The sequence below is a fragment of the Mycobacterium sp. NGS24 genome (assembly GCF_059813065.1).
The window spans coordinates 482,538-504,080 of sequence record NZ_JCALDW010000002.1 but is presented as its reverse complement, the minus strand read 5'-3'; the positions used below and the strand labels follow the sequence as shown (position 1 = coordinate 504,080).

Below are 21,543 nucleotides of genomic sequence, written 5' to 3'. Positions count from 1 at the left end.
GCGTCACGCCAGCGTGGCTGTGGCGAGTGTCACGCCAGTGTGGCTGTGGCTGTCGAGCGTCACGCCAGCGTGGCTGTCGCGAGTGTCACGCCAGCGTGGCTGTGGCTGTCGAGCGTCACGCCAGCGTGACTGTCGCGAGTGTCGCGCCAGTGTGGCTGTGGCTGTCGAGCGTCACGCCAGTGTGGGGCGGTAGCAGTTGGGGTGTCGATGCTTGTGCTTGCGCACGTCGAGTGTCACGCCAGCGTGGCTGTGGCCGTCGAGCGTCACGCCAGCGTGACGCCCCCAGCGCCGGGGGCGCAAACATCGGCTTGCGAGTCGGGCCTACAACCGGAGCGCGCGATAGGTGTGCCGGACGAACCTCGGTTGCGCGGTCCGCAGCCGGGCCAGCGTCGGATTGCCCGCGACTGCCGCGGCCGCGTTCACCGTCAGGTCGGGGCAGTACTGAATTAGGTACATCAGGATCAGGTCCGCGCTCGGGTCGGCCTGCCACCACGTCCCGTAGGCGCCCGGCCAGCTGAACGTCCCCACGCCGCCCGGCCCGAACAGCGGGGTGGCCTTGGCCGGGTCGGTCACCACCGACAGGTTCAGGCCGAATCCGCGTCCCACCCAGTACGGCGACCCGAGGAAGTTGTGCCGCTTCTGCTCCTCGGTCAGCCGGTCGGTGCGCATCAGCGCCACCGACTCCGGGGTCAGGACCCGAACGCCGTCGACCGACCCGTCGCCCAGCAACATGCGCACGAATCGCAGATAGTCGTCGGCCGTCGACCACAGCCCACCGCCGGCGTTGCAGAACGTCGGGGGCTTGACGTGCGGCGGACCCATCACGTCGTGCCGCAGCCGGCCGTGCTCGTCGTGCCGGTACATGGTGGCGGCCCGGGATCGCGCCTCAGGCGTGACGAAGAACCCCGTGTCCGGCATGCCCACCGGTCCGAGCACCCGCTCGTCGAAAACCTCGTAAAGCGGCTTGTCCTCGATGCGGGACAGGATCACGCCGAGCAGGTCGATGGCGTGGCTGTAGGTCACCTTTTCGCCCGGTTGATGCACCAGCGGCAATTCGGCGAGTTCGCTCAGCCAGACGTCGGAGCCCTGGTTGAACGGCAGCCGCAGATACGCCTGCGCAATCGGACCGGTCACTGAAAAGCCGTATGCCAGGCCGCTGGTGTGGGTGAGCAGGTCCTCGATCAGGATGGGCCGTCGCGCGGGATGGGTGCGGTCCAACGGGCCACGCGGATCGTCGAGCACCTGCAGGTCGGCCAGCTCCGGCGCCCACCGGGTGATCGGATCGCGCAACGTCAGCTTGCCTTCGTCGACCAGGCTCATGACCGCTGCCACCGTCACCGGTTTGGTCATGGAGGCGATGCGGAACAACGTGTCGCGCTGCATGGGTAGGCCGGCCTCGACATCCCGATACCCGATTTCGTTGACCTGCAACACTTCTCCGTGCTGCCAGACCACCGTGAGGGCTCCGGCCAGCAGACCCGCCTCGCACACCTCGCGGATGGTCGCCTGATTGCCGTCGAGATTCACTCGGGTAGGTTAGCGGCCCGGCCGCGCGCGCGGGAAATTGGCGTTTCCGCAAAGATCGACCGAGGCCGCCGCACCGGTCAGACCCCACCGTTAGTTGCTGCCGGGAAACGGTTTGCACCGCGCGGGCCGCATGTTACTGTCGCGCTCTCCGGCAAAGTGATCTGGTGAACGCGCTGTGAGGGCGGCGACTCGGGAGAATGGTGTCGTTGCTGGTGAACCAGGGTGCGGGTGTGCAGTCACCGAGGTCCGCGATGAAGGGTGGGGGCGCGACGCCCAGGCTCCGTCCACACCGTACGACGAGGGTAGCGACCCGCTGCTCAATACCACCGGTTGGTTAACTCAGCAAAGGCTGGCCATGAATGGCTTGATCTCACAAGCGCAAATCTCCCATCGACCCGTCTCCCGTAAACCCTCGACCCCGGTGTCTGTCGCGATCCTGTTCGCCGCAGCACTTGTCGCGACCGTCATCACCGGCTGCGGCGGAAACAAGTCCTCCGAGCCGTCCAAGTCCTCGGGATCCTCGACCACGTCGGCGACGAGCGGAGCCGCTGGAACGTCCGGATCGTCCACGGCCCCCTCACCCGACGCGCAACAGCTGCTGACGGACAGTTCCAAAGCCACCACCGGGCTGCGCAACGTGCACATCAATCTGTCGACCGCCGACATCAACACCTTGCCGATGGAATCGGTCAATGCTGATGTGACCAATGAGCCCGAGAATCTGGGTGGACGGGCCGTCGGCGACGCCACCATCAGGTTGCAACCCAAGACTCCCGCGGTACCCAAGACGTTCATCGTCACCAACAAGACCATGTTCATCAAGGACGACGCCGGCAAGTACAACTCGGTCGGCGAGGCGGTCAAGTTCTACGACCCAGGCGTGGTGCTGGACAAGGAAAAGGGTATCGGCGCGGTCATCGCGAAGGTCCAGAACCCGCAGGTTGCCGGGAACGACAACATCGACGGGGTCGCCGTGATCAAGGTGACCGGGACCATCGACCCGGCGGTCGTGGACCCGCTGGTGCCGCAGATCGGCAAGGACGCCAAGGGCCCATTGCCGATCACGCTCTACATCGCCGACGTCAAAGCGCCGGGGGCGCCCGGCACGCCGCCGAGCGCATATCTGGTGCGCATGGTGCTCGACAAGGACAAGGGTCACGTCACCATCAACTTGTCCAAATGGGGTGCGCCGGTGACCATTCCGAATCCGGAAGGTTAGCCGGGCAGTCTCCGATCGGGACCGACCCGGGCAAGGCGGCATCGCTCGAGCGACCGACGCGCCCGGGTCGCATCCCGTTTGACGTGCACTTTCTAACACCGAACAGACATCCTTTGAGAATCCTCCAAGGCTCCTCCAAGGCCGGCCCTCCACCATTTGGGCCAGCTCGCCGGAAAGCCCGGCGCGCAGCCGATTTCATTCGACCAGACCCGGAGGACCACGAATGACCAACGACCTCCCCGAGGTTCGGGAGCGCGGCCTTGCGCCGGGTCCTGAGCCCGGGCGGAACGGGGAAGCTCAAGAGCGGGGCCCCGGCCCGCGTCCCGGGCCTCCGCCGGGCGGCCCGCCGGTGCTTCCCGACGTGTGGGTGTACAACGGGCGGGCCTACGATTTGAGCGATTGGATCGACAAGCATCCCGGTGGCGCCTTCTTCATCGGGCGAACCAAGAACCGGGACATCACCGCGGTCATCGAGTCATACCACCGCGACCCGAAAGTGGTCGAGCGCATCCTTGATCGCCGCTATTCGCTGGACCGCGCCGCAACTCCGCGCGACATCCATCCCAAGCACAACGCGCCGCCGTTTCTGTTCAAAGACGACTTCGACAGCCGCCGGGACACACCGAAATACCGGTTCGGCAATCAGGAAGACCTGATGCACCGGGTCAAGACGCGGCTCACCGAGCCGGTGCTGGCCGCGCGAATCAAGCGCATGGACCGCGTTTTCAACATCGTGGTGGTGCTCCTGGCCATCTCCTATTTCGGGGTGCAGGCGGTGCGTTTGATCGAGCCGCGGTGGATGCCGTTGTGGGCGTTCGTGTTTGCGATGGTGCTGCTGCGCAGCTCGCTGGTCGCCTACGGCCACTACGCCCTGCACCGTGCCCAGCGGGGCCTGAATAGGGTGTTCGCCAACACATTCGACCTGAATTACATCGCGTTGGCGCTGGTCGTGGCCGACGGTCACACCCTGCTGCACCATCCGTACACGCAGAGCGACGTCGACATCAAGAAGAACGTCTTCACGATGATGATGCGACTGCCGCGGCTGTATCGCATTCCGGTGCACACCCTGCACAAATTCGGTCACCTTCTCACCGGTATGGCCGTGCGGATCGCCGACGTGTGGAACATGACCCGCAAGGTCGGTGTCGAAGAGGGCTACGGGAGTTGGCGCAATGCGCTGCCGCATTTCCTCGGGTCGTCCGGGGTGCGATTGCTGCTGGTGGCCGAGATGGTGGTTTTTCTGGCAGCCGGCGACTTCTGGGCCTGGGCTTTGCAATTCGCCGTCACGCTGTGGATCAGCACCTTTCTGGTGGTGGCCAGCCACGAGTTCGAGGACGAGGACAGCGCCGCCGTGCCCGCAGGACAGGACTGGGCCGTCGATCAGGTCCAGCACGCCAACGACTTGTCGGTGCTCGGCAACCGCTACGTCGACTGCTTCCTGTCGGCGGGCTTGAGCTCGCACCGCGTCCATCACGTATTGCCGTTCCAGCGCAGCGGATTCGCCAACATCGTCACCGAGGACGTGCTGCGCGAGGAGGCAACGAAGTTCGGTGTCGAATGGTTGCCGCCGAAGAGCTTCTTCGGCGACCGGCTGCCCAAGCTGTGCCGCAGCTATCTGTTGTCGCCGTCGCGGCCGGCGCGGGAACGCAAGTGGGGCGTGGTGCGCGAACATCTTTCGCCGACGGCGTTCAAGGACAGCGCCAGGTACGTGGTGGCCGGCTTCGTCGGGATCGGGTCGGTGTGAGTACCCCTACGGAGGGCGGCGTGATGTTCCCCGCCGCAGCAGAAGTCGAAGTCCGGCTGGCTCAGTTGCCGCCGGCGCCACCGACCACGGTGGCGGTCATCGAGGGCATCGCGACCGGTTCGCCGCCGCGGGTCGTGCACCAGGCCGATGCCGCCGAGCGAGTCGCGGAGCTCTTCGACGATCCCGAACAGCGGCAACGGATCCCGCGGCTGTACCGCAAGACGCGGGTCGGGGCCCGCCGGATGGCGGTGGACCCGCTGGATCCCGCGTTCGACGCGTTCCGCAAGGAACCCGGCACCGTCCGGGACCGGATGAACCTGTTCTTCCAGCACGCGGTTCCGCTGGCGGTCGACGTCAGCAGACGTGCTCTGGCCGGTCTGCCGTACCGGACCGACGAGATCGGGCAGGTGGTGTTCGTCACCAGCACCGGATTCATCGCACCGGGTGTCGATGTCGCGATCGTCAAGGAACTGGGATTGCCGAAATCGGTGTCGCGCGTCGTGGTGAACTTCATGGGCTGTGCGGCGGCGATGAACGCCATACGCACCGCCGCCACCTACGTTCGGGCCCATCCGAGCATGAAGTCGTTGGTGGTGTGCATCGAATTGTGTTCGGTGAACGCCGTTTTCGCCGACGATGTCAACGACGTGGTGGTCCACAGCCTGTTCGGTGACGGGTGCGGGGCGTTGCTGATCGGCGCCAGCCAGGTGCACAAGCAGCTGCCGCAGGGCAACGTGGTGATCCGCAGCGCGTTCACCCAGCTGCTCGACGACGCCGAAGACGGCATAGTGCTGGGCGTCAACCACAACGGCATCACCTGCGAACTGTCGGAGAACCTACCCGACTACATCTTCCGCAGTGTCGCACCGGTGGTAGCAGAAGTATTGCGGGACAATGGATTACAGAAATCCGACATTGATCTGTGGGCGATCCATCCCGGTGGGCCCAAGATCATCGAGCAGTCCGTGCGATCGTTGGGTATCGGCCCGGAGCGGGCGTCGCACAGCTGGGAGGTGCTGGCCCGGTTCGGCAACATGCTCAGCGTCTCGCTCATCTTCGTGCTGGAACTCATGGTGCGACAGGCGGATTCGGCCAAGCCGATCTCGACGGGCGTGGCGTTCTCGTTCGCGCCGGGGGTCACCGTAGAAGGCATGTTGTTCGACATCATCCGGGGTGAATGAAATGAGCAATCGGCTGAGCGAGCGGGTGCTGTACCGCGAGTTGATGACCGACAATCTGCGCTGGGATGCGTTGCAGTTGCGCGAGGGCGACATCGTCATCTCCACGCCGCCGAAGTGTGGGATGACCTGGACGCAGCGGTTGGTGTCGTTGCTCGTCTTCGACGGGCCTGAGCTGCCCGGACCACTGTCGACGGTGTCGCCGTGGCTCGACCAGACGATCCGGCCCATCGGCGAGGTCATCGCCGTCCTCGACGCGCAGCGGCACCGGCGGTTCATCAAGACCCACACGCCGCTGGACGGCCTGGTGCTCGACGACCGGGTCACCTACCTGTGCGTGGGGCGCGACCCGCGTGACGCCGCGGTGTCGATGCTGCATCAGACGACCAACATGGATCGCGCGCGGGTGCGGGCGCTGCACGAGATCGCGGTGCCTCCGCAAGAGCGCCTGGGTCCGCCGGGACCCGAACCCGGTCCGCTGGGCCGCGGACCGATCGACGAATTCCGGCACTGGCTGGAAGGGCCCGCGCTGCCGCCACCCGGGGTGGGTTTCACCCCGCCGAAGGGAATCGGCACTCTGGCCAACGTGATGCACCAGTTCGGCAAGGTATGGGAGCGCCGCCACCTGCCCAACGTGGCGCTCCTCCACTACGCCGACTATCAGGCCGATCTGGTGGGGGAGATGCTGCGCCTTGCTGCGGTACTCGGCTACGACCTGAGCCGCGAGCGTGCGCAGGAGCTGAGCCGGCATGCCTCACTCGGTGAAATGCGTTCTCGGGCAGCCGAAGTCGCGCCGAACACCACCGACGGCATCTGGCGCAGCGATGAGCAGTTCTTCCGTCGCGGCGGCAACGGTGAGTGGCAGGAGTACTTCACCCGCGACGAGTACCGCCGCTACAACCACCGGATCAACCAGCTTGCGCCCCCGGACCTGCTTGCCTGGGCGCACGAGGGCCGCCGCGGGTACGACCCGGAAGTAGTCGCGGCGTCAGGTTAGTCCGCTCAACCCGTCCGCTCCGAATACGAACCCGCCGCCCCCGCCGGTGCCTGGATTACCTACCGGGCCGCCGACGCCGCGGTTACCGCCGTTGCCGCCGTTGCCGATCAACACCGCGTTCCCTCCGGAGCCACCCGCGCCGCCGAGACCCCCACTGACGTTGTCGCCACCGGCCCCGCCGGCACCGGCGACACCCAGAATGGCGACGTCGCCGCCGCGGCCACCGTTTCCGGCCGACGCACCACCGATCGTGATGCCACCGGTTCCTCCGTCACCGCCGAAACCGATGATGACGGCGCCGTTGCCGCCGCTGCCGCCGTCGCCTCCCGGGCCGGTCAGCCCGACTCCGCCGGTGCCACCGGGGCCACCACTCAGGCACAGCACCAGCGCATCGCCCCCGTCACCGCCGGCGCCCCCGGTGAGTCCGAAGCCACCGGTCCCGCCGGTTCCGCCGATGCCGAACAGGAGGCCGGGATTGCCGCCGGTCCCACCCTGACCGCCGGTGCCGGTCGCGCTGACGCCGGCGGCGCCGCCGGCGCCACCGGGACCGCCCACCAGCGCGCCCACCCCGCCGGCTCCGCCGGTGCCGCCGAGCAGGCTGCCGCTGCCACCCGACCCGCCGTTGCCCCCGACCGCGGTGACCACGCCGCCGAGAGGTCCGGCCGATCCGCCGGCCCCGCCCGTCCCGCCCAGTATTCCGCCGGTTCCCCCAACGCCGCCGTTGCCGCCGGATCCGAACAAGCCACCGCCACCGCCGCCGCCGCCTACGCCACCCCGGAAGGAGTCGGCCAGCGTGGACCCACCGGCGCCGCCGAATCCACCGCGGCCGAACAGCAGTCCGCCGCTGCCGCCGGCCCCGCCGATCCCGCCGTCGCCGGTCGCGCAGTATGCACCGGTGCCGCCGGTGCCGCCGGCGCCGATCAATCCGCCCGCACCGCCGCCGCCTCCGCCGGTGCCGCCTGCTCCGGCTGACCCGCCGGCGCCACCGGTGCCGAGCAGGATTCCGCCCGCTGCACCGTCGAGGCCGGAGCCGGTCGGCGCGTTGGCCCCGTTACCGATCAGTGGACGGCCCAGCAGCGCTTCGGTGGGGGCGTTGACAACGTTGAACGCGCCCTGCAGCGGCCCCGCGATGCCGGCGGATCCGGCGGTGCCGACGGTGACCGGCGAGAACCCGCCGTTGCCGCCGTTGCCGGCGACACCGATCAGCCGGGCATCACCGCCCGCGCCGCCGATACCCCCCGTCCCGGCCGAGCTGTCACCGCCGGCCCCGCCGGCGCCGCCATTGCCGATCAGCAAGCCGCCCCGCCCTCCGGCCCCGGCGGCTCCGCCGTTCCCCAGTTCACTGAACCCGCCGGCAGCCCCAGCGCCGCCGTTGGACACCCAGCCGCCGTCACCGCCCGCGCCGCCGGTCCCGCCCAGACCCGAAATGCTCTGTCCGCCAACACCACCGGGTCCTCCGTCGGAAAGGAACATGCTCGCCGCACCGCCTGCGCCGCCGCTCCCGCCCGCCCCGGATCCGCTCGCCGCCCCGCCACCGCCGCCGGATCCGCCCGCGCCGACCAGGAACCCCGCAGTTCCGCCCGGTCCGCCGGCGCCGCCGTTGTCGAAGACGCCCACCCCGCCGGCGCCGCCGCTCCCACCCGGTCCGGCCGGCAGGCCCGCAGCGCCACCCGCCCCGCCCGCACCTCCGGTGCGGCCGACCCCGCCGTCGCCGCCGTTGCCGCCGCCCTCGGCGACCATCTGGCCCATGAACCCGGCGGCGCCGCCCCCGCCGCCGGTGCCGCCGACACCGGTCGGGTTTGCCCCACCGACTCCGCCGGGCCCGCCCCCGCCGAGCCACACCCCGGATCCGCCGGCGCCACCGGCGCCGCCCAGTCCGGTCGCGCTGCTGGACATTCCGCCGCTGCCGCCGGCGCCGCCGTTGCCGAGCAGCAGGCCGCCGGCCCCGCCCGTACCGCCGTTGCCGCCGACGCCGGCCGTCATGCTGCCACCAGCGCCGCCGGGACCTCCGTTGCCGAACAGGCCGGCTGCGCCGCCGTTGCCGCCGTGTTGTCCGGGGTCGCCCGATCCGCCGGCGCCGCCGCTGCCGATCAGCCAGCCGGCCGCGCCACCGTTCTGACCCGATCCCGGCGCGGCGTTGGCGCCATTGCCCACCAACGGGCGCCCGGTCAGTGTCTGCACCGGGTCGTTCACCGAGGCCAGCAACGTCTGCAACGGACCGGCGTTGCTCGCCTCCGCGCTCGAGTAGGCACCCGCCCCGGTGCTCAGCAGCTGTACGAACCGGGTGTGAAATGTCATGGCCTGGCCCGCGACCGCCTGGAACTGCTGTCCATGTCCGGAAAAGAGCGCCGCGATCGACGCCGACACTTCGTCATTCGCGGCCGCCGCGATGTGTGTGGTGGAATTCGCGGCCACCGCCTGGGCCGTTCGAATCAGGTCGGCGACGCGGGCCGCATCACCGGCAGTGGCTTGCAGGATTTCTGGTACGACACCGACAAACGACATGGTGTTTGGCTTCCTTCGACGTGGACGGGAACCACGCGTGGTCCGCCGGAATAGCCCTGCGGGCTGAGCCGGGGGTGCCCGGGCAACATCGCCCTAAACGTGCAGTCGCCGTCCGGCGCATCGTGCCCGTTTGGGCCGCAGAACGAACGATTGCCTGGTTCTGGCCCGCCGTCAGTGCTGTGCGCGGATGATCTGACCGGGGGATATCGGGTTGGTCCCGGCGGCGACGCGGCTCGCACCGGCGGGAGCAGCACAGTGCTGTGGCATCGGGGAGGGGCCGAGGGATGAACTTTGTCATGCTGCCGCCGGAGGTCAATTCGGCGCTGATGTTCGCAGGGGCGGGGACGGGGCCGATGTCGGCTGCCGCGACATCCTGGGAGCTGCTCGCGACGGAGATGAACGCGTCGGCGGCGGGATTCTCCTCGGTGATCTCCGACCTGACCGGGCAGGCGTGGCAAGGCAGTTCGTCGGTTGCCATGACCGAGACCGCCGCCCGGTATGCGTCCTTCTTGAATGTGGCTGCGGCGCAAGCGGAATTGGCAGCGCGCCAGGCGCAGACCGTGGTGAGCGCGTTCGAGGCAGCGCAGGCCGCCACGGTGCGTCCGTTGGTGGTCGCAGCCAACCGGAACAACCTGGTGGCGTTGGTCGTCTCAAACCTGTTCGGCCAGAACGCGCCCGCGATCGCCGCCGTCGAGTCGGTCTACGAGGAGATGTGGGCGCGCGATGTGAGCGCGATGGCCGGTTATCACGGCGAGGTTTCGGCAGCGGCAGCGCAATTGCCGTCGTGGCAAACCGCTGCGCTCGACCTGGTCAATGCACCCACTCAGGTGCTGCTGGGACGACCGCTGGTCGGCAACGGGGCCGCCGGCACGGCGAGCAATCCCGCCGGAGGCGCCGGGGGGCTGCTCTTCGGCGACGGCGGCGACGGCTACTCCAACTCCGCGCCGACGGGCAGCGGCGGCAGCGGCGGGTCCGCCGGCCTGGTCGGCACCGGGGGGAACGGCGGCAACGGTGGTACCGCGGGATTCGGCGGCGCCGGCGGAACAGGCGGGCTGCTGTTCGGTGCCGGAGGCCAGGGTGGCGGTGGTGGGGCCGGCGGCGCCGGCGGCAACGCCGGTCTGCTCGGGTTCGGCGGTGCCGGGGGCGCGGCTACCGGCGCGGGCCAACCCGGGGGCAATGGCGGAAGCGGTGGAGCTCTGGCCGGCAATGGCGGTGGCGGGGGCTTCAGCGCGTCCGGCAACGGCGGTGCCGGAGGCAGCGGCGGCGCCATCGCGGGCAGCGGGGGCGACGGCGGGTCGAGTGGGTCGGGCAACGGCGGCGACGGTGGAGCGGCGGCGGTCATGTTCGGCAACGGCGGCAGTGGCGGCAGTTCGTTGTTCGGCGGCGACGGTGGCGACGGGGGCGCCGGGGCGTCCCTGGCCGGCAGCGGCGGCAACGGCGGCAACGGGGGACAGGCCGCCCCCGGTGGCAACGCCGGTGACGGCGGCAACGGCGGCGACGCGGGTGACTTCGGCAGCGGCGGTGCCGGCGGCGCGGGTGGCAACAACCTGGTCGGCACGGTTGGCGCGATCGGCGGCAACGGCGGTAGCGGCGGCGCGTCCGTCATCGGCAACGCCGGTCCCGGCGGCAACGGCGGCGCCGCGCAGACAGCCAACGGGTTCGCCCAGGGTGGCAACGGTGGCAACGGCGGTAGCTCGGCAGGATCGGGCACCGGTGGCTTCGGCGGACTCGGCGGAGATGCGAGCTCACTCACCGGCGACGCGACCGGCGGCCGGGGCGGCGCCGGTGGCAGCGGTGGGTTGACCGGCAACGGCGGACCGGGCGGCAACGGCGGTGACGCCGAGGCCGGGTTGGTCGCGCGCGGCGGCGCCGGCGGCCCCGGTGACAACGGCGGCATCGTCGCCCCGGGCGGCAATGGCGGCAACGGCGGCAACGGTATTGGCGGCGTTGACGGTTTCGGCGGCAACGGCGGGGCCGGAGGTAACGGCTTCGGCGACGCCGATGGCCGCGGCGGCTTCGGCGGTTTCGGCAGCACCGCCGACGGCGCACCGGGTTGACTTTCGTTGCTGCGCTGACATTTCACATCGGTTGCGGTTGGGCAAAGTTACGGCAGCGTCCCTGCGGCGAGGGGGCCGGTACCGCCTGTCCGGCTATAGTGTTGGCTCCTATGAGCGGACGGCACAGATGCGAGAAGCCCTGGCGCACAGCGCTTCACGCAACCATGTCGGCATTCGCGGTGGCACTGTTCGGGATCGGCGCCGCCCCCGTGGCCGACGCGGCTGCCGCCACCGCGACGTTGACGGTGGAACACACCTGGCAGACCGGTTTCATCGCCCGCTTCATCGTCACCAACATGAGCGTGGCGCCGCTGACCGACTGGAAGCTGGAATTCGACCTGCCGGCGGGCGAATCCGTTTCGCATACCTGGAACAGCACGGTCACCCAGGTGGGCACGCACTACGTGATCACCCCGGCGAACTGGAATCGCACGATTGCCCCCGGTGGTACCGCCAACGGCGGCATGCGCGGCGTGTTGTCCGGTACCTATTCGCCGCCCGTGAACTGCCGGATCAACGGGCAATACTGTTCCTAGCGACGGCATCCAGCCAGTGGCGCAACAGCTCTGTGATTCGTGCAAAAGTCGCGCATAGGCAGGCAATTCGCGCAGAGGTGGGCAAACCACCGAGGGTGTCCGAATCCGGGACAGCTGAGCCGTATGGGACTGAAGTGACCAACATCCTTTTCGGCCTCCGCTGAGCCGCTGCCGGCGCCGAATCACCCACCCCAGCCCGTGTTAGGCTGCCCGGCAGTCGACATCCTTTAACGATCCGTCCGGAGAGGCGGAGAAGGAGGTCAAGCTCTCGTATGGGTGCTGTCCGGGAACCGCGAGAATTGATGTCAGCGGCCGACGTTGGTCGGACCATCTCTCGTATGGCTCATCAGATCATCGAGAAGACCGCACTGGACAACCCCGACTCGACCCGTGTTGTCCTGCTGGGAATCCCCACCCGCGGCGTCACACTGGCGGGCCGGCTGGCCGCCAACATCGCCGAATTCAGCGGCGTCGACGTCGGCCACGGCTCGCTGGACATCACCCTCTACCGCGATGACCTGATGATCAAACCGCCGCGACCACTGGCCGCGACGTCGATCCCGGCCGGCGGCGTCGACGACGCACTGGTCATCCTGGTCGACGACGTGCTGTATTCCGGTCGCTCGACCCGCTCCGCCCTGGACGCGCTGCGCGACGTCGGACGTCCCCGGGCAGTGCAACTGGCCGTCCTCGTCGATCGCGGCCACCGCGAGTTGCCGGTGCGCGCGGACTATGTCGGCAAGAACGTGCCCACCTCGCGCAGCGAGAGCGTGCACGTGCGGTTGCGCGAGGACGACGGGCACGACGGCGTGGTGATCACCCGATGACCAGGCGACACCTGCTCAGCGCCGGGGACCTGACCCGCGACGAGGCCACCGCGATACTCGACGACGCCGACCGCTTCGCCCAAGCCCTGGTGGGCCGTGACATCAAGAAACTCCCGACGCTGCGTGGACGCACCGTCGTCACGATGTTCTACGAGAACTCCACCCGCACCCGCGTCTCGTTCGAGGTGGCCGGCAAGTGGATGAGCGCCGACGTGATCAACGTCAGCGCGACCGGGTCCTCGGTCGGCAAGGGCGAGTCGTTGCGCGACACCGCGCTGACCCTGCGCGCGGCCGGCGCCGACGCGCTGATCGTGCGGCATCCCGCCTCGGGTGCGGCGCATCTGCTCGCCGAGTGGACCGGTCGCCAAGATGGTCCGTCGGTGATCAACGCCGGTGACGGCACCCACGAGCATCCCACCCAGGCTCTGCTGGATGCGCTGACCGTGCGGCAACGACTCGGCGGCATCGAGGGTCGCCGGGTGGTGATCGTGGGTGACATCCTGCACAGCCGGGTGGCCCGCTCCAACGTGATGCTGCTGCACACCCTGGGTGCGGAGGTGGTGCTGGTCGCGCCGCCGACCCTGTTGCCGCGCGGGGTGGAGAGCTGGCCGGTCACCGTGTCCAACGACTTCGACGCCGAACTGCCTGCTGCCGACGCGGTGCTGATGTTGCGGGTGCAGGCCGAGCGGATGAACGGCGGCTTCTTCCCCTCGGTGCGCGAATATTCGGCGCTGTACGGACTGTCCGCGCGGCGCCAGGCGCTGCTGCCCGGACACGCCGTGGTGCTGCACCCGGGCCCGATGCTGCGCGGTATGGAGATCTCCTCTGCGGTCGCGGACTCGTCGCAATCGGCTGTGCTGCAACAGGTTTCCAACGGTGTGCATGTGCGCATGGCGGTGTTGTTCCACGTTCTGGTGGGTGCCGAGGAGGCGGCGGCATGAGTGTGCTGATTCGGGGCGTCCGACGCTACGGTGCGGGCGATCCCGTCGACGTGCTGGTGGCGGACGGCCAGATCGCTGAAATCGGTGCCGGACTCGAGATTCCCGACACCGCCGACGTCATCGACGCCTCCGGTCAGGTGTTGCTGCCCGGCTTCGTGGATCTGCACACGCATCTGCGCGAGCCCGGCCGGGAGTACGCCGAAGACATCGAAACCGGTTCGGCGGCAGCCGCTCTCGGCGGTTACACAGCGGTGTTCGCGATGGCCAACACCGATCCGGTGGCCGACAGCCCGGTGGTCACCGACCACGTGTGGCACCGGGGTCAGCAGGTCGGCCTGGTCGATGTCCACCCGGTCGGTGCGGTCACCATCGGGCTGGCCGGCAAAGAGCTCACCGAGATGGGGATGATGCATGCCGGTGTCGCCGGGGTGCGGATGTTCTCCGACGACGGCATCTGCGTGCACGACCCGCTGGTGATGCGCCGCGCGCTGGAATACGCCACCGGGCTGGGGGTGCTGATCGCCCAGCACGCTGAAGAGCCGCGGCTGACCGTCGGGGCGATCGCCCATGAAGGGCCCACTGCCGCCCGGCTCGGACTCACCGGATGGCCGAGGGCCGCCGAGGAATCCATCGTCGCCCGCGACGCCCTGCTGGCCCGCGACGCCGGAGCCCGGGTGCACATCTGCCACGCCTCCACCGCCGGCACCGTCGAGCTGGTGAAATGGGCTAAGGAGCAAGGTATTTCGATCACCGCCGAGGTCACCCCGCATCACTTGCTGCTGGACGATAGCAGGCTGGCCAGCTACGACGGGCGCAATCGGGTCAACCCGCCCCTGCGCGAGGCCGCCGACGCTATCGCGCTGCGTCAGGCCCTGGCCGACGGGGTAATCGACTGTGTGGCCACCGATCACGCCCCGCATGCCGAGCACGAGAAGTGCGTCGAGTTCTCCGCGGCGCGTCCGGGCATGCTCGGCCTGCAGACCGCGTTGTCGGTGGTGGTGCAGACGATGGTGCGTCCGGGCCTGCTGACCTGGCGTGACGTCGCCCGGGTGATGAGCGAGAATCCGGCGCGCATCGTGGGGCTGCCCGATCAGGGCCGGCCGTTGGAAGTGGGGGAGCCGGCCAACGTGACCGTGGTCGATCCGGACGCCACCTGGACGGTCACCGGCGGCGAGTTGGCCAGCCGTTCGGCCAACACGCCATACGAGTCGATGACACTGCCTGCGACGGTCACTGCGACGCTGTTGCGCGGCAGGGTCACCGCCCGAGACGGGAAGAGTCCGGTATGAATTCAGGCACCATGGTGGGATCGCTGATCTTTGCGGCGGTCCTGGTGGTGTTGCTGGCGGTGGTCATCCAGTTGATGATGCGGGGCTGGCGACGCCGGGCCGAACGGCAGGTGGAGCTGGTCGGCGAGCTGCCCGACCTGCCCGACGAGGTGGGGGCCGCCCTGATCACCACGCCCGGCCTCTACGTCGGTTGCACTCTGTCCCCGGCCTGGAACGACCGGATCGCCGTCGGCGATCTCGGGTACCGCAGCAAGGCGGTGCTGACCCGCTACACCGGCGGGATTCTAGTGGAACGCATTCGTGCGCAACCGATCTGGATTCCGCGGGAGTCGGTGGTGGACATCCGTTGTGAGCGCGGCATCGTCGGCAAGGTGGGTGTGCGCAACGGGATCCTGGCTATCCGGTGGCGGTTGCCGTCGGGCACCGAGATCGACACGGGGTTCCGGGCGAACAACCGGGACGACTATGCGAAGTGGTTGGAAGAAGAGGAGCCCGGGCAAGTGAGTTGCGTCGATGACGATGCAGGGGGGCAACCGCCCGCCGGCGGGGAACGAACCGACGAGGAGTGGCGCACATGAGTCGAGCGCTGCTGGTGCTGGAGGACGGGAAGGTTTTCGCCGGCACCCCGTTCGGCGCGGTCGGGCAGACACTCGGTGAGGCGGTGTTCAGCACCGGCATGTCCGGCTATCAGGAGACCCTGACCGACCCCAGCTACCACCGTCAGATCGTGGTGGCCACCGCCCCGCAGATCGGCAATACCGGCTGGAACGCCGAGGACGGCGAGAGCCGCGGCGATAAGATCTGGGTCGCCGGCTACGCGGTGCGCGACCCGTCGCCGCGCGCGTCGAACTGGCGCGCCACCGGCACGCTGGAGGACGAGTTGGTGCGCCAGCGCATCGTCGGGATCGCCGGGATCGACACCCGCGCGGTGGTCCGCCATCTGCGCAGCCGCGGCTCGATGAAGGCGGGCGTGTTCTCCGGGCCGGCTCTGGCCGATCCCGAACAGCTGATCGAGCGGGTGCGCGCGCAGGAGGCGATGCTGGGCGCCGACCTGGCCGGCGAAGTCAGCACGCCTGAGACGTACACGATCGAACCCGAAGGGCAGCAACGCTTTACCGTGGCCGCGCTGGATCTGGGTATCAAGACCAACACCCCGCGTAACTTCGCCAAGCGCGGGGTACGTAGCCACGTGCTGCCCGCCGGGGCGAGTTTCGAGCAGATCGCCGAGCTCAGACCCGACGGAGTTTTCCTGTCCAACGGGCCCGGCGACCCGGCCACCGCCGACCACACTGTCGCCCTCACCCGCGAGGTGCTGGGCGCCGGAATCCCGTTGTTCGGCATCTGTTTCGGCAATCAGATCCTGGGCCGGGCGCTGGGGCTGTCGACCTACAAGATGGTGTTCGGCCATCGCGGGATCAACATCCCGGTGATCGACCACGCCACCGGACGGGTGGCGGTAACGGCGCAGAACCACGGCTTCGCATTGGAAGGGGAGGCGGGCCAGCGGTTCGACACGCCGTTCGGCCCAGCGGTGGTGAGCCACACCTGTGCCAACGACGGCGTTGTCGAGGGCGTCAGACTCGTTGACGGAAAGGCTTTTTCGGTGCAATACCATCCGGAGTCCGCGGCCGGCCCGCACGATGCGGAATACCTGTTCGACCAGTTCATCGACCTGATGGACGGGAACCGCTAGTGCCGCGACGCCAAGACCTCAACCACGTGCTGGTGATCGGCTCCGGGCCGATCGTAATCGGCCAGGCCTGCGAATTCGACTACTCCGGCACCCAGGCCTGCCGGGTGCTGCGCGCCGAGGGACTGCAGGTCAGCCTGGTCAACTCCAACCCGGCCACCATCATGACCGACCCGGAGTTCGCCGACTTCACCTACGTCGAACCGATCACCGCCTCGTTCGTGGAGAAGGTGATCGCCCAGCAGGCCGAGCGCGGCAACCGGATCGACGCGCTGCTGGCCACCCTGGGCGGCCAGACCGCGCTCAACACCGCGGTGGCGCTCTACGAGCGCGGCGTGCTGGAACGGTACGGCGTGGAGCTCATCGGCGCCGACTTCGAAGCGATCCAGCGCGGTGAGGACCGGCAGCGGTTCAAGGACATCGTCACCAAGGTCGGCGGCGAATCCGCCCGCAGCCGAGTGTGTTTCACCATGGACGAGGTGCGGGACACGGTTGCCGAACTGGGCCTGCCGGTGGTGGTGCGGCCCAGCTTCACCATGGGCGGTCTCGGCTCCGGCATGGCCCGGTCGGTCGAGGAGGTCGACCGGATCGCCGGCGCCGGGCTGGCCGCCAGCCCCAGCGCCAACGTGCTGATCGAGGAATCCATCTACGGCTGGAAGGAATTCGAACTCGAGCTGATGCGCGACGGCCACGACAACGTGGTGGTGGTGTGCTCGATCGAGAACGTCGACCCGATGGGTGTGCACACCGGCGACTCGGTCACGGTGGCGCCGGCGATGACGCTGACCGACCGGGAATACCAGCGGATGCGCGACCTGGGCATCGCGATCCTGCGCGAGGTCGGCGTGGACACCGGCGGCTGCAACATCCAGTTCGCGATCAACCCCGACGACGGACGGCTGATCGTCATCGAGATGAACCCGCGGGTGTCGCGTTCGAGTGCGCTGGCGTCCAAGGCGACCGGCTTCCCGATCGCCAAGATCGCCGCGAAGCTGGCCATCGGCTACACCCTCGACGAGATCGTCAACGACATCACCAAGGAAACCCCGGCCTGCTTCGAACCCACCCTGGACTATGTGGTGGTCAAAGCGCCGCGTTTCGCCTTCGAGAAGTTCCCCGGCGCCGACCCGACCCTGACCACCACCATGAAGTCCGTCGGCGAGGCAATGTCGTTGGGCCGCAACTTCGTCGAGGCGCTGGGCAAGGTGATGCGCTCGCTGGAGACCACCCGCGCCGGGTTCTGGACCAAGCCCGATCCGCCCGATTCGACGCTGGACGAGGTGCTGACCCGATTGCACACGCCCACCGAAGGCCGGCTCTACGACATCGAACTCGCGCTGCGGCTGGGCGGTTCGGTGGAGCAGGTGGCCAAGGCCAGCGGTGTCGACCCGTGGTTCGTGGCCCAGATCGACGAGTTGGTGGCCCTGCGCGCCGAACTCGTGGACGCACCCGTGCTCGACGCAGAACTGCTGCGTCACGCCAAGCACTGCGGGCTGTCGGACCGCCAGATCGCCGCGCTGCGACCGGAACTGGCCGGCGAAGACGGGGTGCGCTCGCTGCGCGAACGGCTGAACATCCACCCGGTGTACAAAACGGTGGACACCTGCGCGGCCGAGTTCGAGGCCAAGACGCCGTATCACTACAGCAGCTACGAACTCGACCCGGCCGCCGAGACCGAGGTCGCCCCGCAGACGGTGCGCCCCAAGGTGCTGATCCTGGGTTCCGGCCCCAACCGCATCGGGCAGGGCATCGAGTTCGACTACAGCTGCGTGCACGCGGCAACCACGTTGAGCCAGGCCGGTTTTGAGACGGTCATGGTGAACTGCAACCCAGAGACGGTGTCCACCGACTACGACACCGCCGACCGGTTGTACTTCGAGCCGCTGACGTTCGAGGACGTGCTGGAGGTGTTCCGCGCCGAGGAGCAGTCCGGGGCCGGCGGCCGGGGTGCCGGCGGTGTCGCCGGGGTCATCGTGCAACTGGGCGGCCAGACCCCGCTGGGGTTGGCCCAACGCCTGGCCGATGCCGGGGTGCCGATCGTCGGGACCCCGCCGGAGGCGATCGACCTGGCCGAGGACCGCGGCGCGTTCGGCGACGTGCTCAACGCCGCGGGCCTGCCCGCCCCCAAGTGGGGCACCGCGACCACGTTCGACCAGGCGCGTCGTATCGCCGCCGACATCGGCTATCCGGTGCTGGTCCGGCCGTCCTACGTGCTCGGCGGTCGCGGCATGGAGATCGTCTACGACGAGGCGACCCTGCGCGGCTACATCACCCGCGCCACCGAACTGTCCCCCGAGCACCCGGTGCTCGTCGACCGCTTCCTCGAGGACGCGGTCGAGATCGACGTCGACGCGCTGTGTGACGGCGCCGAGGTCTACATCGGCGGGATCATGGAACACATCGAGGAGGCCGGCATCCACTCCGGTGACTCCGCGTGTGCCCTGCCGCCGGTGACGTTGGGTCGCAGCGATATCGAGAAGGTCCGGAAGGCGACCGAGGCCATTGCCCGCGGGATCGGTGTGGTGGGTCTACTCAACGTGCAGTACGCGCTCAAGGACGACGTGCTCTACGTATTGGAGGCCAACCCGCGGGCAAGCCGCACCGTCCCGTTCGTGTCCAAGGCAACCGCGATCCCGCTGGCCAAAGCCTGCGCGCGAGTCATGTTGGGCGCCAGTATTTCTCAGCTCCGCAGCGAGGGCATGCTGGCCGAGACCGGGGACGGCGCCAGCGCGGCGCCGGATGCCCCGATCGCGGTCAAGGAAGCCGTGTTGCCGTTCCACCGGTTCCGCCGCGCCGACGGTGCCGCGATCGATTCGCTGCTCGGTCCGGAGATGAAGTCCACCGGCGAGGTGATGGGCATCGACCGCGATTTCGGCACCGCCTTCGCCAAGAGCCAGACAGCCGCCTACGGTTCACTGCCCGCGCGGGGCACGGTGTTCGTGTCGGTCGCCAACCGGGACAAGCGGTCGCTGGTGTTCCCGGTCAAGCGGCTGGCCGACTTGGGTTTTCACGTGCTGGCCACCGAGGGTACAGCGGAGATGTTGCGCCGCAACGGAATTCCGTGCGACGAGGTCCGCAAGCACTTCGAGGCGCCGCAGGACGGGCGGCCGGTGGTGTCGGCTATCGACGCGATCCGGGCCGGCGAGGTCGACATGGTGATCAACACGCCCTTCGGCAACTCCGGCCCGCGCATCGACGGTTACGAGATCCGCTCGGCCGCGGTGGCGGTCAACATCCCGTGCATCACCACGGTTCAGGGCGCCTCGGCCGCCGTGCAGGGCATCGAGGCCGGCATCCGCGGTGACATCGGCGTGTTGTCGCTGCAGGAGCTGCACCGCAACCTGGGTTCGCGTAACGGCCACGATGGCTAGTTTCGGGGCCCGGCTGGCCGCGGCCAGGGCACAGCGCGGGCCGTTGTGCCTGGGCATCGACCCGCACCCCGAACTGCTGCGGGCGTGGGATCTGCCGGCCACCCCGGCCGGGCTGGCCGAGTTCTGCGACGTCTGTGTGCAGGCCTACGCCGGGTTCGCGGTGGTGAAACCTCAGGTGGCGTTCTTCGAGGCGTACGGCGCGGCCGGCTTCGCGGTGCTCGAGCAGACCATCGCCGCGCTGCGCGCCGACGGCGTGCTGGTGCTGGCCGACGCCAAGCGGGGCGACATCGGGACCACGATGGCCGCCTACGCCGCGGCCTGGGCGGGGGATTCGCCGCTGGCCGCCGACGCGGTGACGGCGTCGCCCTATCTGGGATTCGGCTCGCTGCGCCCGCTGCTGGACGTCGCGGCGGCCCATGACCGGGGGGTGTTCGTGCTGGCGGCCACCTCCAACCCCGAGGGAGCCACGGTGCAGCGCGCCGACGTCGGTGGCCGCACCGTGGCGCAGTTGATCGTGGACCACGTCGCGGCCGCGAACGCTGCGGCGCAACCCGGCTCCGTCGGCGTGGTCGTCGGCGCCACCGTCCTCGACCCGCCCGATCTGAGCGCTGTCGGGGGACCGGTCCTGGTGCCCGGGGTGGGAGCCCAGGGCGGCCGTCCCGAGGCGCTGGCGGGGCTCGGCGGGGCCGGGGCGGGCCTGCTGTTGCCGGCGGTCTCGCGTGAGGTGCTGCGCGCCGGCCCGGGTGTCGCGCAGGTGCGCGCGGCCGCCGAGCGCCTGCGCGACACCGTCGCGTATCTAGCCGGCGCCTGACTGGCCCACCCGGACCACGATCGCGCTAGCGTTGTCGTGCCCGCCGGCGGCGTCGGCCGCGTCCAGGATTCCGGTCACCGCCCGCTGTGGGTCGCTGTCCTGCAGGAAGGCCTCCAGGAATGCGTACGGGACCTGTTCGGCGACGCCGTCGCTACACAGCAGGAAGGCGTCGCCGGGACGAGGATTGACGTTCAGGACGTCCGGCTCCGGTAGGTCCGGGTGCCCGATATAGCGGGTCAGCTGATAGCGGGCGGCCCCGGCTTCGTGTGAATCGAAGGCATACCAGCCGTTGACCGCGCCCAGCCACGCCATCGTGTGGTCCACGGTCAGCTGCTCCAGCAGCTCGCCGCGTAACCGGTAGGCCCGCGAATCGCCGACCTGGGCGATCCACAGCCCGTCCCGGCCGGCGGCCATGGCGGTGAGCGTGCACCCGGTCAGCGCGCCGAGTTGGCGGCCGATCGCGCGGACGCGCTCCTGCGCTTCGGCGACCGCTTCCCGAATGCTCGCCGGCGTGATCTGCGCCCCGGTCAGGGCTGCCACCACGGTGTCTACCGCGGTCTGCCCGGCCAGCGCGCTGCCGCGTCCGTCACCCATGCCGTCGGCGACGACCGCCAGCAGCGGATCGGTGCCGAGGTGCACGACGTCGTAGTTCGCCTGATAGCGGCGTCCGATGTGGCTGCCGGCCGCGGTCCGCCAGTCCAGCATGAGGGCAGTATCGCAGCTCTGCGGGCGGTTCCCGGCGCCGGGAAGCGCCGCGCCGCACGTGCGCGACACGCGCGGACACGCCGCGGCGATCCGTGATCCTGGGCACGGGGACCGGCGCGCACCCCCCGACCGTGGGTGGCCCG

Annotated in this window: 15 protein-coding genes and 1 pseudogene; 13 read left to right on the top strand and 3 right to left on the bottom strand. The window is 69.4% G+C overall.

Annotation, left to right across the window (positions count from 1 at the left end; genetic code table 11):
• Positions 1-321: 321 nt before the first annotated feature.
• Positions 322-1,527, bottom strand: coding sequence for a serine hydrolase domain-containing protein (locus AC5Y6Y_RS05135; RefSeq protein ID WP_473139554.1), 1,206 nt, complete (start codon positions 1,525-1,527; stop codon positions 322-324).
• A gap of 421 nt (positions 1,528-1,948) precedes the next feature.
• On the opposite strand from AC5Y6Y_RS05135, the gene AC5Y6Y_RS05130 reads away from it, so the two are divergent.
• The 4 genes from AC5Y6Y_RS05130 (at position 1,949) to AC5Y6Y_RS05115 (ending at position 6,668) form a co-directional block, all read left to right on the top strand.
• Complete coding sequence (locus tag AC5Y6Y_RS05130; protein WP_473139555.1) at positions 1,949-2,746, top strand: LppX_LprAFG lipoprotein; 798 nt, start codon at positions 1,949-1,951, stop codon at positions 2,744-2,746.
• 223 nt (positions 2,747-2,969) lie between these two features.
• Positions 2,970-4,493, top strand: coding sequence for a fatty acid desaturase (locus AC5Y6Y_RS05125; RefSeq protein WP_473139556.1), 1,524 nt, complete (start codon positions 2,970-2,972; stop codon positions 4,491-4,493).
• Between the two features lie 23 nt (positions 4,494-4,516).
• A complete protein-coding gene (locus AC5Y6Y_RS05120) occupies positions 4,517-5,674 on the top strand; it encodes a type III polyketide synthase (protein ID WP_463825441.1) in 1,158 nt (385 codons plus the stop codon).
• A 1-nt stretch (position 5,675) separates the two neighbouring features.
• On the top strand, positions 5,676-6,668 hold the full coding sequence (locus tag AC5Y6Y_RS05115) for a sulfotransferase domain-containing protein (protein ID WP_473139557.1): 993 nt from the start codon (positions 5,676-5,678) through the stop codon (positions 6,666-6,668).
• Here the strand turns inward: AC5Y6Y_RS05115 and AC5Y6Y_RS05110 are convergent.
• Positions 6,660-9,173 (bottom strand): PE family protein, encoded by a 2,514-nt coding sequence (locus tag AC5Y6Y_RS05110; protein ID WP_473139558.1) that lies wholly within the window; start codon positions 9,171-9,173, stop codon positions 6,660-6,662. The two genes, AC5Y6Y_RS05115 and AC5Y6Y_RS05110, sit on opposite strands and share 9 nt — an antisense overlap.
• 284 nt (positions 9,174-9,457) lie before the next feature.
• Between AC5Y6Y_RS05110 and AC5Y6Y_RS05105 the strand changes: the two genes are divergently transcribed.
• The 9 genes and pseudogenes from AC5Y6Y_RS05105 to pyrF all read left to right on the top strand — a co-directional run bounded on the left by AC5Y6Y_RS05105 (position 9,458) and on the right by pyrF (position 20,695).
• Positions 9,458-11,230 carry a PPE family protein gene (locus tag AC5Y6Y_RS05105; protein ID WP_473139559.1) on the top strand — a complete coding sequence of 591 codons (1,773 nt, stop codon included), beginning with the start codon at positions 9,458-9,460 and terminating at the stop codon, positions 11,228-11,230.
• Positions 11,231-11,340: 110 nt separating this feature from the next.
• The gene (locus AC5Y6Y_RS05100) at positions 11,341-11,766 is read left to right on the top strand and encodes a cellulose-binding domain-containing protein (protein ID WP_473139560.1); all 426 of its coding nucleotides are present in this window, start codon (positions 11,341-11,343) and stop codon (positions 11,764-11,766) included.
• Positions 11,767-12,038: 272 nt separating this feature from the next.
• Complete coding sequence (gene pyrR, locus AC5Y6Y_RS05095; protein ID WP_463825017.1) at positions 12,039-12,593, top strand: bifunctional pyr operon transcriptional regulator/uracil phosphoribosyltransferase PyrR; 555 nt, start codon at positions 12,039-12,041, stop codon at positions 12,591-12,593.
• Positions 12,590-13,534, top strand: a complete 945-nt coding sequence (locus tag AC5Y6Y_RS05090; RefSeq protein ID WP_463825018.1) for an aspartate carbamoyltransferase catalytic subunit — start codon at positions 12,590-12,592, stop codon at positions 13,532-13,534. The genes pyrR and AC5Y6Y_RS05090 overlap by 4 nt, the downstream gene beginning before the upstream one ends.
• Positions 13,531-14,823, top strand: coding sequence for a dihydroorotase (locus AC5Y6Y_RS05085; RefSeq protein WP_463825019.1), 1,293 nt, complete (start codon positions 13,531-13,533; stop codon positions 14,821-14,823). The genes AC5Y6Y_RS05090 and AC5Y6Y_RS05085 overlap by 4 nt, the downstream gene beginning before the upstream one ends.
• A pseudogene (locus tag AC5Y6Y_RS05080) lies at positions 14,820-15,308 on the top strand (PH-like domain-containing protein); the annotation flags it as partial. The gene AC5Y6Y_RS05085 and the pseudogene AC5Y6Y_RS05080, both read left to right, overlap by 4 nt.
• An 89-nt stretch (positions 15,309-15,397) precedes the next feature.
• Positions 15,398-16,516 carry a glutamine-hydrolyzing carbamoyl-phosphate synthase small subunit gene (carA, locus tag AC5Y6Y_RS05075; RefSeq protein WP_463825020.1) on the top strand — a complete coding sequence of 373 codons (1,119 nt, stop codon included), beginning with the start codon at positions 15,398-15,400 and terminating at the stop codon, positions 16,514-16,516.
• On the top strand, positions 16,516-19,884 hold the full coding sequence (carB, locus tag AC5Y6Y_RS05070) for a carbamoyl-phosphate synthase large subunit (RefSeq protein WP_473139561.1): 3,369 nt from the start codon (positions 16,516-16,518) through the stop codon (positions 19,882-19,884). The genes carA and carB overlap by 1 nt, the downstream gene beginning before the upstream one ends.
• Positions 19,877-20,695 (top strand): orotidine-5'-phosphate decarboxylase, encoded by an 819-nt coding sequence (pyrF, locus tag AC5Y6Y_RS05065; protein ID WP_473139562.1) that lies wholly within the window; start codon positions 19,877-19,879, stop codon positions 20,693-20,695. The genes carB and pyrF overlap by 8 nt, the downstream gene beginning before the upstream one ends.
• Here the strand turns inward: pyrF and AC5Y6Y_RS05060 are convergent.
• Positions 20,681-21,400: a PP2C family protein-serine/threonine phosphatase gene (locus AC5Y6Y_RS05060; RefSeq protein ID WP_473139563.1), complete on the bottom strand. Its 720-nt coding sequence runs from the start codon at positions 21,398-21,400 to the stop codon at positions 20,681-20,683. The genes pyrF and AC5Y6Y_RS05060 overlap by 15 nt on opposite strands.
• Positions 21,401-21,543 lie beyond the last annotated feature (143 nt).

Coding starts and splice junctions, on each gene's coding strand:
- AC5Y6Y_RS05120 (WP_463825441.1), top strand. CDS start 4,517: ATGTTCCCCGCCGCAGCAGAAGTCGAAGTCCGGCTGGCTCAGTTGCCG.
- AC5Y6Y_RS05125 (WP_473139556.1), top strand. CDS start 2,970: ATGACCAACGACCTCCCCGAGGTTCGGGAGCGCGGCCTTGCGCCGGGT.
- AC5Y6Y_RS05105 (WP_473139559.1), top strand. CDS start 9,458: ATGAACTTTGTCATGCTGCCGCCGGAGGTCAATTCGGCGCTGATGTTC.
- pyrF (WP_473139562.1), top strand. CDS start 19,877: ATGGCTAGTTTCGGGGCCCGGCTGGCCGCGGCCAGGGCACAGCGCGGG.
- AC5Y6Y_RS05090 (WP_463825018.1), top strand. CDS start 12,590: ATGACCAGGCGACACCTGCTCAGCGCCGGGGACCTGACCCGCGACGAG.
- AC5Y6Y_RS05060 (WP_473139563.1), bottom strand. CDS start 21,400: ATGCTGGACTGGCGGACCGCGGCCGGCAGCCACATCGGACGCCGCTAT.
- AC5Y6Y_RS05085 (WP_463825019.1), top strand. CDS start 13,531: ATGAGTGTGCTGATTCGGGGCGTCCGACGCTACGGTGCGGGCGATCCC.
- AC5Y6Y_RS05110 (WP_473139558.1), bottom strand. CDS start 9,173: ATGTCGTTTGTCGGTGTCGTACCAGAAATCCTGCAAGCCACTGCCGGT.
- carA (WP_463825020.1), top strand. CDS start 15,398: ATGAGTCGAGCGCTGCTGGTGCTGGAGGACGGGAAGGTTTTCGCCGGC.
- pyrR (WP_463825017.1), top strand. CDS start 12,039: ATGGGTGCTGTCCGGGAACCGCGAGAATTGATGTCAGCGGCCGACGTT.
- AC5Y6Y_RS05115 (WP_473139557.1), top strand. CDS start 5,676: ATGAGCAATCGGCTGAGCGAGCGGGTGCTGTACCGCGAGTTGATGACC.
- AC5Y6Y_RS05100 (WP_473139560.1), top strand. CDS start 11,341: ATGAGCGGACGGCACAGATGCGAGAAGCCCTGGCGCACAGCGCTTCAC.